This is a genomic window from Legionella lytica (genome assembly GCF_044626755.1).
In the GTDB taxonomy this organism is placed as follows: domain Bacteria; phylum Pseudomonadota; class Gammaproteobacteria; order Legionellales; family Legionellaceae; genus Legionella; species Legionella lytica_A.
Map to the genome: position 1 here is coordinate 386,922 of NZ_JBGORX010000002.1, position 12,125 is coordinate 399,046.

The following is a 12,125-nucleotide window of genomic DNA, read 5'->3' on the forward strand; positions in this document are numbered from 1 at the left end:
AAATTACCTTATTTCTTTCCAACACCCAATAAAGAAGAAGTATAGATATAGCTTGTATTAACTAGCTCAACAAAAGTTAAAATGTTCCACGTGGAACATTTTAACAAGAATAATACAGGCTATACTTTATCGTCGGAATAAGCCAAAGACATGCAAAAGACATGCAAAATATGCTATGATAGGGGCAATTTTAAATGGTGTAATAAGGGTTTAAGAGGACCTCCTAATGAGCGTTGATGCCAGTTATGATTCAAGTAATATTAAAGTCCTAAAAGGGTTAGATGCAGTAAGAAAAAGACCTGGAATGTATATCGGTGACACCGATGATGGTACCGGTTTGCATCATATGGTTTTTGAAGTAGTAGATAACTCTATTGATGAGGCGTTGGCAGGTTATTGTAAAGAGATTTTTGTCACCATTCATTCAGATGAATCAGTTACAGTAAAAGACGATGGACGTGGAATTCCGGTTGATATTCATAAGGAAGAAGGACGTTCCGCAGCTGAAGTAATTTTAACAATTCTGCATGCAGGCGGTAAGTTTGATGATAACTCCTATAAGGTTTCTGGGGGGTTACACGGCGTGGGTGTTTCGGTAGTAAATGCATTATCCGAGGAATTGCACTTAATCGTGCGCCGTCATGGCAAAATCCACGAGCAACACTATCGAAATGGTGTGCCTGATGCGCCGATCACAGTAACCGGTGATGCCAGCAATACCGGAACCCAGATATGGTTTAAGCCCAGTGCGGCAACTTTTTCTAATATTGAATTCCACTATGATATTTTAGCGAAGCGTTTACGTGAATTATCCTATCTAAATTCCGGTGTATGCATTCATTTATTTGATGAGCGCTCACAAAGACAAGACACGTTCCATTATGAAGGGGGAATCCAAGCCTTCGTAGAACATTTAAATAAAAATAAAACGGTAATTACTCCCGTTGTATTTTCTATGACGGCTGAAAAAGAAAATATCACCGTTGAATTATCAATGCAGTGGAATGATTCGTACCAAGAAACGCTGTATTGCTTTACCAATAATATCCCGCAACGTGACGGGGGAACGCACATGGCGGGCTTTAGAGCGGGCTTAACGCGTACCTTAAACAATTACATTGAAGCAGAAGGCTATGCCAAAAAAGCTAAAGTTTCACCTACTGGTGATGATGCCCGCGAAGGCTTAACTGCAGTTTTATCGGTTAAAGTACCTGATCCTAAGTTTTCTTCGCAAACTAAAGATAAGTTGGTTTCCTCTGAAGTGAAATCAGTAGTTGAATCCAGCGTTTCCGAAAAATTCAATGATTTCCTTTTAGAAAACCCTGCCATAGCTAAAGCAATCGTCGGTAAAATTATTGATGCAGCAAGAGCGCGCGAAGCTGCCCGTCGTGCACGTGAAATGACGCGTCGTAAAGGAGCCTTGGATATTGCTGGTTTACCTGGGAAATTGGCAGACTGTCAGGAAAAAGATCCTGCTTTATCTGAATTATACCTTGTGGAAGGAGATTCTGCGGGTGGCTCAGCAAAACAAGGACGTGACCGAAAGTTTCAGGCTATTTTGCCTCTTAAGGGTAAGATTCTTAACGTTGAAAAAGCACGTTTTGATAAAATGCTCGCATCTCAAGAGGTTGCTACCTTAATTACCGCTCTAGGCTGCGGTATTGGACCTGATGAATATGATCCGGATAAAGTACGTTATCACCGTATTATCATCATGACTGATGCGGACGTCGACGGTTCTCATATTCGTACTTTATTACTAACGTTCTTCTATCGGCAAACACCGGAGCTTTTAGAGCGTGGTTATATTTATATTGCTCAGCCACCGCTCTATAAAGTGAAGCGTGGAAAGCAGGAACAGTATGTAAAAGATGATGAAGCTTTATTTGATTACTTAACACAAAGTGCTTTGGATTCAGCGGCATTTTATCCTTCAAAAGAATCTCCACCGATTATGGCCGTTGCTTTAGAAGAGTTAGTACAGCAGTTTAGACGTGTTGAGAAAATTATTAAACGCTACAAACGCAGATACCCTACTGATATTCTCAAACGTGTTGCATACCTCCCTGTCTTGCATAATGAAGATTTTAATCAGGAAGAAAAAATAGCAAATTGGTGTAAACAGTTACATCTGGGCTTGCAACAACTGGATAATAAAACAGAACATTATCAAGTAGAGGCTTATGCCTTACCGGAAAGCAATTTATTTGTGCCAAGAATTACGATGACACAGCATGGTATGGATCATCATATCACAATGAATGCTGAGTTTTTCTATTCTAAAGATTACAAAGAAATGGTTGGCCTAGGTGCTAAGTTAGCGAGCTTGGTGGAAGAGGGCTCCTTTGTTAAACGTGGTGAGAAAGAGCACGTAGTTGAAAGTTTCGAACAAGCTTTAGATTGGTTAATGGATGAGGCTAAAAAAGGTCAAACCATTCAGCGTTATAAGGGGCTTGGTGAGATGAATCCAGGGCAATTGTGGGAAACAACGATGGACCCAGATGTACGACGTATGCTGCAAGTAACTATTGAAGATGCGGTAGCGACTGATGCTATATTCACTACCTTAATGGGTGATAATGTGGAGCCAAGAAGAGACTTTATCGAAATGAATGCCTTGGAGGCAGGAAATATTGATGTGTAGTTGATGGTTGATACATTTGATTAGCGTTGGCGAAAGTGGTTTTTTTGCCAACTGTATGGCCCAGGTTCTACGTCAGTTCTTGGGATCCTGTCTGAGTGTAGAAATTTAGGCGGGTATCATGTGAGGTTGTGATTTGCTTTAGGCTCTTTGGGGCTTATAGTTCAAATCACAGCCTAATTTTTTCAGCGGCTCTTCAGTACACAATCCAACACAGCAGCCCTACGTTTACCAAACCCCAATTTATTTGCCTCAAATTTCCTTTAATATCAAAGCTAAACTCAAGAGCCTTACTGTAATTACCTCATTTTCTTGACGAGTCCTTATTTCTTTGTTGCAAACATCGGAATGGATTTTCGAAGAGGTTGCAAGGTAGGTAGCTCTGCGATGGCTAACGATCATTTTCATTGTGATAAAAACTCTGGATTGCGCCAGGGTTGATTTCTGAGCCTTAACACTAATCTATTCATTACTACTAAGAATAATTCCACGGGTTTAATAATTTGATGCAATAAAATAAAGTTGAACTAGGGTCTTCTCCTGATTAAATAAATTAATCTCTACTATTAAAAAAATAGGCTAAACTAATAGAAAAACAGAAACATATTAATAAGTTAAGGGTGGTGTTTATGGATTTCGCCGGTTCAGGACAGTCTGATGTAATTAAGGCTATTTATAACGCGCATATTTTTTCTGGCATAGGAATTGTGGAACAAAAAATGCTGGCTGATAAAAGTATAGTTACCCGTTGCGCTGCGGAAGAAATTATCATTGAGCAGGGGGAAATAGGGGATAAGCTTTATATTGTTATTGAGGGCCAGATGTTGGTTTCAGTGAAAGATATTAATGTAGGGCGCAGACGGGTAAATACCTTAGGACCTGGAGATGTCTTCGGGGAAATCGCCATCTTGCGACGTATCCCCAGAACGGCACGTGTCAGCACCCTTACGCCATGTAAGTTTCTGTCAATTAATGCACATGATTTTTTTGACGCCTATCAATATTTTCCGCCTAAAGCTCGCGATAATATTCAGTTAGTAATTGCCAAGCGTTTGGCTCAATTGGGTTCTTATGCACGGTAGGAAGGGGGAGGAGTGCTGCCTCCATGCAGCGAAGTACAATCCATGTACTTGTCCCTTTAGTTTTGACATCCTGTCAGACATATCCATGTCATCCCTTTGAGCTTTAAGTATAACCGGTCTGTGTTTATTGTCATTGGGCCGTTGGAGCAGCGCAATGTAAGATATTTCTCAAAGAACATGGGATATTGTCTTGTCTCCTCGGGGAGAGTTAATTGTCGTTTACGCTGGGCGCAAAAGCCCAGCAGAAGTTATGCTGATTTAGGCTGTTGTTGCGTGATGCAGTGAATACCGCCACCGCCAGCAAACACATCCAAGGCATCGATTTGGCTTATATGATGATTGGGATAGAGCTTCGTGAATAACTCATAAGCTGCTTTATCCTGAGCTTCATAGCCAAACGCGGGCATAACTATACCCTTATCGGCCAAATAAAAGTTGATATAGGATAAAGTCAGGCGTTCACCATGCATGTATGTTGCCGGGGGTTGTTCGACGGTATAAACCTCTAATTTGCGCCCCTGCGCATCCGTTGCCGCATTAAGAATTGCCAGGTTTTCCTGCAGCGTCGCATAATTGGGATCTTCTTTATCGTGAGTGATTAGGCACAGAGCTTTTCCTGGGGCAATAAAGCAAGCTATTTCATCGATATGACCATCGGTTTCATCACCTAATAACCCTTTGTTCAACCAAATGATGTGCTTCGCGCCAAGGAAATCAAACAGATAATGTTCGATTTCTTGTTGGCTAAGGTGGGGATTGCGATTTTGGTTAAGCAAGCATTCACGGCTGGTTAAAACAGTGCCTTCGCCATCCACGTGAAAGGAGCCTCCTTCCATCACCAAAGGAGCAGAAAAAGATAAGGCCTTGGTTTTACTAATGATCGCAGCAGAGATTTCATTATCCAAAGCACAATCTGCGTAGTTTCCACCCCAAGCATTATGAATCCAGTTGACCCCTGCTAATTTTTGTTCCTTATTCAATAAAAAAGTTGGTCCGGTATCACGAGTCCAGGAATCATTAATTGGCAAAGTTTGAATGCTTATGTTATCGCCACATAACTCTTTTGCTAAGTCCTCATCTCCGGGATTTACCAGCATGGTTACTGGTTCATATTGGGCAATGGAATTGGCTACCAGTGCATAGGCTTTACGTGCCTTATCTAAGCCTATTTTTGACCAAGTTTCTAGGTGACAGGGCCAAGCCATCCAACATTGCTCGTGTGGGTGCCACTCAGCGGGCATAAAAAAACCACTTTGTTTGGGTGTCATTATTTGTTACTCCGTATGCTCTGCATCAAGATAGGTTAGCTGAGAAAAAACACTTCTTAGTTCGTTCAAATAAAATAAGGTTTTTTCTCGAGATAAGCCTGCTTGGATAAGTTGTTTTTCGTAGGATTGACTCAACTTTTTCGTATCAAAATGAGCCAAGTTCAATACGTTAGTAACCGTATCTCCACTAACTAAATCATTTAATTCAAAGCTGCCATCATCAAAGAGCTCGACGTCTAATGAATTAGTATCCCCAAATAAATTATGCAAGTTACCTAATATTTCTTGGTAGGCGCCCACTAAGAAAAATCCTAGTGCATAGGGATTATTGCTGTCATAAGGTGGTAGCTTTAAGGTTGAATTTACCCGGGCGCTACCTAAATACTCTTTAATCGTACCATCCGAATCACACGTTAAATCTTGTAAGATACAGTGCATTTCAGGGGCTACGTTCAGTTGCGAAATGGGTGTGATGGGGAATATTTGCCCAATCGCCCAAGCGTCGGGAATGGATTGGAAAAAGGAAATATTACAAAATATTTTTACCGCCATATCTTCATTGATTTTTACTAACAAGGCTTGCTCACTGGGATTATCCTCTGTTAAGCGTTCCTTGAGTTCCATGCAAATATTGGTATAAAAAGATTCAACCTTTGCCTTCTCCTGCATGCTAATTACCCCATGTTTAAATAGGGAATGGGCTTCGTGCAGGGAATGTACTGCATAGTTGTATATTTCGATTGGTGAGCTGTTGGTTATTGCCTGATAGGTATCATAAATATCGCGAATTACATGGGATTCTTCTTCTTCAACACCAGGTAATAGCGGCGATTTATTAACCATTTCTATGTCTGAAATGTCCGCAATAACCACGGCATGATGCGCAGTTAAGGCTCTACCTGATTCGGAAATGATATTAGGTTCGGGAATTTTGGCTTCCTGACACAGGTGTTTAATGGCCAGTAAAATATGCGTTGCATATTCATTGAGGTTGTAATTCATCGAACAACCTTTATTGGAGCGCGTTCCTTCATAATCCACACTCAGTCCACCACCCACATCAACGGTATTAATGGGTGCATTTAATTGACGTAGTTCGACGTAGTAACGTGCTACTTCTTGCATGCAATGGCGAATATCGTGAATATTGGCAATTTGTGAGCCTAAATGGCAGTGCATTAATTGCAAGCAATCCAACATATTATTCGCTTTTAATTGGGCAATTAATTCCAGCACTTGTTTGGCATTAAGACCAAATTTGGATTTTGAGCCTCCGCTATTTTCCCATTTACCTGCACTTTTACTCACCAGGCGAATACGTACCCCAAGACTGGGTTTGATTTGTAAGCGAGCGGATTCTTTTAAAATGATATCCAGCTCAGACTTCTTTTCAATAACAATAAAGACCTGATGTCCCATTTGTTGTGCGATTAATGCAGTGCGAATATAGCTACTGTCTTTATAACCATTACAGACAATGGTGTTGGATTGATTGCTGAGCATGCCAATTACTGCCATCAGCTCAGGTTTTGAACCCGCCTCTAAGCCGATAGTATTATTGGGGGATTTTAATAATTCTCTGACTACACTTTGCTCTTGGTTTACTTTAATGGGATAAACCAATTTATAGGAGCCGGTATAATTATTTTCGGTGATGGCATCTGCAAAGGCTTGATAGATGCGATGTACGCGATCATGCAATATATCGGTACAACGAATTAATAAAGGCAAATGTAGTCCGGTACGACGAGCGGCATCCACAATGGCTTGGAGCTCCACCCCTTTTTTCCCAGGAGCTTGGCTTATTTCAATATTCCCTTTGGAATTGACACTGAAGTATCCCTCACCCCAGTTTTCAATATTATATAAATTTGTTTCAGTGAATGAATTGTTGTTCATATGGTTTGAAATTCCAAAAAAAATTAACGAATTTTAATGAGTTGTTGATAGGTTTCAGGTTCACGTTGCTGCGCAAAAGGAAAGAGGCGTCCCCATAATGCTCGTTGGCTAAAATCTAATTCCGCAACCAGTACCGCAGGTTGATTACGTGGTGCTTGCGCTAAAATTTCCCCCATCGGGGTACTTATAAAGCTGCTGCCGTAAAACTCGAGACCATCTTCACAGCCAATGCGGTTGGTGGCGATGACAAAGGTATTGCTCATGATTCCTTGAGCGATCATTACTTTCTGCCACATGGGTTGGCTGTCAAAACCAGGAGCAGTGGGCTCGCCACCAATTGCGGTAGGATATGTTAATATTTCTGCACCTTTTAAGCCATAAATACGCGATAACTCAGGGAACCATTGATCATAACAGGTTGGTAAGCCCCAGCGGTGCTCTGCAATTTCATGCACTGGATAGTCAGAATCCCCGGGTTTGAAGTAAAAATCTTCGTGGTATTTTTCACCGCTGGGAATGTGTTGTTTACGGGTAATGGCAATAAGCTCGCCTTGATTATCATAAGCTACAGCAGTGTTATAGCCGGCTTTTTCAAATAAGGAGGAGGTAATGGCAACATTATAGGCTTTAGCTACTTTGCTGACAAATTGAGTCGTAGGGCCAGTATGAATGTCCTCCATATAAGGCTTGCCATCGACATCAGAGCGCGTACAAAAATAGGGGCTTAGAGTTAGTTCTTGGAGGCAAACGACGCGGGCGCCTTGTTGGGCCGCAGCTTGAATTCCTGCTTCTAGCTTGTCTTGGTGTTCTTTAGGATTCTCGTGCCATTTTTCTTGGACGAGTCCTACTGCTAACTTATCGGTCATGCAAATACTCCTACTACTGGGGTTATGGATCATAAGAAGCCCTTACAATGTAAGGGCAAAGAAGTTTAAAAATAGGGCTAAAAAAATAAATCATAGGCTGTTGCTATTACTTAGGCTGTCTTCGGAGGGGGTTACACTGGGTGTGGTTGATGCAGATGGCGATGCTAATGGGGTGCCGTAGAGGCTGTTGCTGTTCGTACCAATAGAAATACGATTGGCATTCATTTCCTTAGCAATAAGATGAATTGGATCCGCTTTATTAAACACTGATGAAGTTAAGAGTGCTAATTTATGACGAACCTCATAGCGTACGACACTGTCTGTTTTCGCTAATTTACCACCAATTTCTTCCTCGTGTCCGGCTATATGCTGGGCGAGCATGGCGGAATATTTGAGACAGTTATCTCGACTAAACTCACGATCGGTAAAAAATACTTCCGGTGTCTCACCGAGTAAGTGCTTTATATTACGTTTAAAGGCAAAAGCGGCGTTGACTTCCGCAGCCAAGGTGCTTTCTGGAAAAATGTTATGGATGGTTTTGGCTAATTGGCTTCGATGCTCATCTGGTGTTAATAATGCCAAACGCTCGGCAATGGCTATTTCATTTTTTTCTAATACTTCGCAAGCTAAATCATTAAAGCGTTGCAGTAGGACATAAGTAGGTTTTTCTAATAGAAATGTATGCGGCCTGCTATTTCTGCTATCCAGGATGTTAAGAAGACGTATTTTAACCTGTAAGGCATCATTAAGTACCAAATAAAAACAGGTATTATCTTGTACTGGTGAGTCTAATGTTTGAGCTGCTTTTTTCAACTCGGGTAACTTATCTTGTGGGCAACCTCTTACTATCTTAACGGCAAACTCTAACTGTTCATCTTCTGACAGTTCGCTATCTAATATCTCTTGATGTTCGGCAAAGATGTCTCCCGCATCGACATCATTAAATAGTTCATAAGGCTGTTTATGTTCTAAAAACTCAACACGACTATAGGTCATTTAAATCTCCTTAATGTTAATGGTTGGAAAGATTCCTACATCGCTACGGTGTTGCAACCAGGGCTAATAAAACCCCAAGTATTTTAAAGTTCTTTGGCGATAAATTAAAACTATGTCTAAACTTATAAAACATAGGTTTATGTGGTTTAGATCGCAGGTGCATCAAGCATTTAAATCTCCCAAAAAACCAAGATTTAAATTTGTACAGCTATAGTAACGGAATAAATTACAGCTGTCATGAATTTAAGCTAAAGTTTTCTGAGAAAATGTCGAATAAGTTATTAGATGCACGTTTTGCCTTTTAAAATTACAATAACAACAAGGAGTGGGCAATGTCTAAAAATCATTTATTACAAGACCCCTTTTTAAATGAGTTGCGTAAAGAAAAGGTGCCTGTTTCCATTTTCTTAGTCAATGGAATTAAATTACATGGCGTTGTGGATTCTTTTGATCAGTATGTCGTGATGTTAAAGAACTCCATCACCCAAATGGTTTATAAACATGCTATATCTACAGTAGTACCATCACGAGCGGTAAAAGTTCCTACCGAGGATGGTGGAAGCGAGGGAACTGTGGCAGACTAGGCATTTTTAACAACATAAATTGGGACCTCTCAATTTATCCTAAAAAAAGCACTGGGTTTGCCCTAAATATTCCTCGCTTTTTTTAGGTTAGTTGGCCTTTTTTGTCGGAGAATAAGTTTTGTTTGAACGTCCGCAAGGTGGTGAGCGAGCGATCCTCGTGCAATTGGGGCTACCTGGGGTTGATGCTGAAAAGGCATTACAAGAATTTGAAGAATTGGCATGTTCAGCGCAGGCTGAAATACTGGATTGTGTTTTAGGCACGCGTGCGACACCTGACGCCAAATATTATATTGGTAAAGGTAAAGCAGAAGAGCTTGCACAGTTGGTAAAAGCCTTGGATGCCGAATTAGTCTTGGTCAATCATGAATTATCTCCCTCACAAGAGCGCAATTTAGAGCGTTTGCTGGAATGCCGGGTGGTAGACCGTAGTGGTCTTATTCTCGATATTTTTGCCCAACGTGCCCGTACCTTTGAAGGTAAATTACAGGTTGAGTTGGCGCAATTACAACACTTATCTACCCGCTTAATCCGTGGTTGGACCCATTTGGAACGCCAAAAGGGCGGTATTGGCTTGCGTGGCCCCGGTGAAACCCAGTTGGAAACGGACCGACGCTTATTACGTGAGCGGATAAAATACATTAATAAACGTCTAGAGAAAGTACGTTGCAGTCGAGATCAAAACCGACAAGCTCGCCGCAAGGCTTCCATGCCCACGGTTTCTTTGGTGGGCTATACTAATGCGGGTAAATCCACCTTATTTAATGCCTTAACCGGGGAACGTATTTATGTCGCCGATCAATTATTTGCGACCCTCGATCCGACTATGCGGCAATTAAGTTTACCAGGCTCCTCTTCGGTTATTTTGACGGATACAGTCGGTTTTATCCGTGATTTACCCCACCATTTAGTAGAAGCTTTTCGCGCTACTTTGGAAGAAACCCAACAGGCGGATTTATTACTGCACGTTATTGATATTTCCGATCCGCACTGGCGCGACACCGTATCTTCGGTGGAGCAAGTTTTGGATGAGTTGGGGGTATTAGAGGTCCCTGTCATTCATGTGTTTAATAAAATTGATTTGAAAGAGGATTGGGTTCCTAAAATTGATTGCAACCAGGAATGGTGTAAGGTATGGATCTCTGCCGCAGCGAATCAAGGTTTGGATTTATTAAAAGAGGCCATTAGTACCCAGTTGCATGGAACCATCTTGATTGAAGATATTCTTTTAAAACCCACACAAGCTAAATTGCGCGCTCAGCTCTATGAGCTTGGGGCGATTTTAAAAGAGTCTATTAGTGATGAGGGTTATTGGCTGGTTAAAATTCGCATCACGCAGGCACAAAAACAACGCTTATTTTTAAGTGATCCACCATAATAAACCGTAGCTAATAAAAAGAAGTAAAATATTTCTATTCTCGAGAATTCTTTATTGATCTTGTGGGAGTCTTGTTAACTCGGACGTATGTTGATAGCAAAAAAAGTAGTAAAGTATCAGCATGAGTAACATCCCAATATAGAAAGGGAGGTTTATTGATAAGCTCAATAAGGGACCCGAAAAGAAACTCGCCACCGCGGCAGAGACGCAAATAATACTGGATTGTAGTCCCATAATGACCCCGTGATTCATTTCTGAAGCCAGTTTCGACATGGTTGATAAGTACCAAGGCATTAATACGGAAGCTGCAAAAATAATGCATGCATTTCCTAGAATAAAGCTGACGTTATTGCCAAAAAAAGCGACATAAAATAATGAAGCAATAATGGTGCATACGGAGAGTTTTTTCAGTGCTAAACCCTCAAATTTCGTACTCGGTATTTTATTGGTAAGGTTCAAGGCAAGCATATAAAAAACGACCATCGAAGAAAACAAAAGCCCAATTTGATAACTAGTAAAGCCCAGCCTTACCATGGCAAAAGGAACGATGGCAAGAAAATAAAAATACCATGCGAGCTGATAAAGGAAAAATTCTTTAAAAACAATATGACTATAAGTTTTTTTCCCTCCGAAGGAGGGAGCTGTTGGTGGAGATTTATCGGCAACGGGTTCTAAAGGGCCGACCAAGAGAAAATTCATAATTTTCATGGCCAGGATCAAAAACAAGGGCGCGGCAAAATAATAAAGAGGGACCTTGTCGGTAAAATTAATTAAAAATCCACAAATGACTGGCCCAATAAACAAACCCCCAGCATTCATGATTTCTGTTTTCCTAAAGATTTCTGTTTTTGACTCTTTAATGTGTGACAGTAAAGACATGATGGCGACGCGTCCAAGCGTAAAGCCTTCTAAGGTTTTACTGAGAATAAAGAGACTTAAATTAATGGCGATAAGACTATATATGCCCAGGCTGGTTGCGATAATAGCCCCTAGAAAGAAGAAGAACAGAGTTTTTTTCTCGCCATAGCGGTCCGCCAAATACCCACAGATTAATCCACCCACGGTGGCACCGATAAAATAAGCACCCAGGGTCAGACCGTAGATATTAAGTTTAGTATTTTGACTTACATCGGATAAAAAACCACTCTGATGTAAAAAAATAGCGCCTAATAGCGTCGGTAGCATACTGGAACTAATGCTGATGAATAGCAACATGATAAAAGGCACATGGGCCGGAGAGAATTTTTTAAAGAATAATCGGAGAGAAGATTTCATTCTATTTTCTGTCCTAATTTTGAACAGCACGTAATCGACTATAGACCATAGGTTTCCTCTTTTCCAGTTTTAGTTTTAATCTGAGTCCGAGATCTAATGGGGTTTTTGCGAGCAGCTGCGGGGCCTCGCGGACAAGCCG

9 protein-coding genes are annotated in these 12,125 nt (G+C 41.0%); 4 read left to right on the forward strand and 5 right to left on the reverse strand.

The window, feature by feature from the left end:
* Positions 1 to 226 precede the first annotated feature (226 nt).
* Together gyrB and ACD661_RS09010 are read left to right on the forward strand one after the other, a co-directional pair.
* Positions 227 to 2,644 (forward strand): DNA topoisomerase (ATP-hydrolyzing) subunit B, encoded by a 2,418-nt coding sequence (gene gyrB / locus ACD661_RS09005; RefSeq protein WP_400187529.1) that lies wholly within the window; start codon positions 227 to 229, stop codon positions 2,642 to 2,644.
* Positions 2,645 to 3,270: 626 nt separating this feature from the next.
* Positions 3,271 to 3,723 (forward strand): cyclic nucleotide-binding domain-containing protein, encoded by a 453-nt coding sequence (locus ACD661_RS09010; RefSeq protein ID WP_400187530.1) that lies wholly within the window; start codon positions 3,271 to 3,273, stop codon positions 3,721 to 3,723.
* A 248-nt stretch (positions 3,724 to 3,971) separates the two neighbouring features.
* Here the strand turns inward: ACD661_RS09010 and ACD661_RS09015 are convergent, their stop codons facing one another.
* The 4 genes from ACD661_RS09015 to ACD661_RS09030 form a co-directional block, all read right to left on the reverse strand.
* Positions 3,972 to 4,991 carry an agmatine deiminase family protein gene (locus tag ACD661_RS09015; RefSeq protein WP_400187531.1) on the reverse strand — a complete coding sequence of 340 codons (1,020 nt, stop codon included), beginning with the start codon at positions 4,989 to 4,991 and terminating at the stop codon, positions 3,972 to 3,974.
* A 6-nt stretch (positions 4,992 to 4,997) separates the two neighbouring features.
* Complete coding sequence (gene speA, locus ACD661_RS09020; protein WP_400187532.1) at positions 4,998 to 6,890, reverse strand: biosynthetic arginine decarboxylase; 1,893 nt, start codon at positions 6,888 to 6,890, stop codon at positions 4,998 to 5,000.
* A 23-nt stretch (positions 6,891 to 6,913) separates the two neighbouring features.
* Positions 6,914 to 7,756 (reverse strand): carbon-nitrogen hydrolase, encoded by an 843-nt coding sequence (locus ACD661_RS09025; RefSeq protein ID WP_400187533.1) that lies wholly within the window; start codon positions 7,754 to 7,756, stop codon positions 6,914 to 6,916.
* Positions 7,757 to 7,846: 90 nt separating this feature from the next.
* A complete protein-coding gene (locus ACD661_RS09030) occupies positions 7,847 to 8,752 on the reverse strand; it encodes a hypothetical protein (RefSeq protein ID WP_400187534.1) in 906 nt (301 codons plus the stop codon).
* 332 nt (positions 8,753 to 9,084) lie between these two features.
* On the opposite strand from ACD661_RS09030, the gene hfq reads away from it, so the two are divergent.
* Positions 9,085 to 9,336 (forward strand): RNA chaperone Hfq, encoded by a 252-nt coding sequence (gene hfq, locus ACD661_RS09035; RefSeq protein ID WP_400187535.1) that lies wholly within the window; start codon positions 9,085 to 9,087, stop codon positions 9,334 to 9,336.
* Positions 9,337 to 9,454: 118 nt separating this feature from the next.
* The gene (gene hflX / locus ACD661_RS09040) at positions 9,455 to 10,711 is read left to right on the forward strand and encodes a ribosome rescue GTPase HflX (RefSeq protein WP_400187536.1); all 1,257 of its coding nucleotides are present in this window, start codon (positions 9,455 to 9,457) and stop codon (positions 10,709 to 10,711) included.
* Positions 10,712 to 10,762: 51 nt separating this feature from the next.
* On the opposite strand, the gene ACD661_RS09045 is transcribed toward hflX, so the two are convergent.
* Complete coding sequence (locus ACD661_RS09045; protein WP_400187537.1) at positions 10,763 to 11,986, reverse strand: MFS transporter; 1,224 nt, start codon at positions 11,984 to 11,986, stop codon at positions 10,763 to 10,765.
* Positions 11,987 to 12,125: the final 139 nt, after the last annotated feature.

Coding starts and splice junctions, on each gene's coding strand:
- gyrB (WP_400187529.1), top strand. CDS start 227: ATGAGCGTTGATGCCAGTTATGATTCAAGTAATATTAAAGTCCTAAAA.
- ACD661_RS09010 (WP_400187530.1), top strand. CDS start 3,271: ATGGATTTCGCCGGTTCAGGACAGTCTGATGTAATTAAGGCTATTTAT.
- ACD661_RS09015 (WP_400187531.1), bottom strand. CDS start 4,991: ATGACACCCAAACAAAGTGGTTTTTTTATGCCCGCTGAGTGGCACCCA.
- speA (WP_400187532.1), bottom strand. CDS start 6,890: ATGAACAACAATTCATTCACTGAAACAAATTTATATAATATTGAAAAC.
- ACD661_RS09025 (WP_400187533.1), bottom strand. CDS start 7,756: ATGACCGATAAGTTAGCAGTAGGACTCGTCCAAGAAAAATGGCACGAG.
- ACD661_RS09030 (WP_400187534.1), bottom strand. CDS start 8,752: ATGACCTATAGTCGTGTTGAGTTTTTAGAACATAAACAGCCTTATGAA.
- hfq (WP_400187535.1), top strand. CDS start 9,085: ATGTCTAAAAATCATTTATTACAAGACCCCTTTTTAAATGAGTTGCGT.
- ACD661_RS09045 (WP_400187537.1), bottom strand. CDS start 11,986: ATGAAATCTTCTCTCCGATTATTCTTTAAAAAATTCTCTCCGGCCCAT.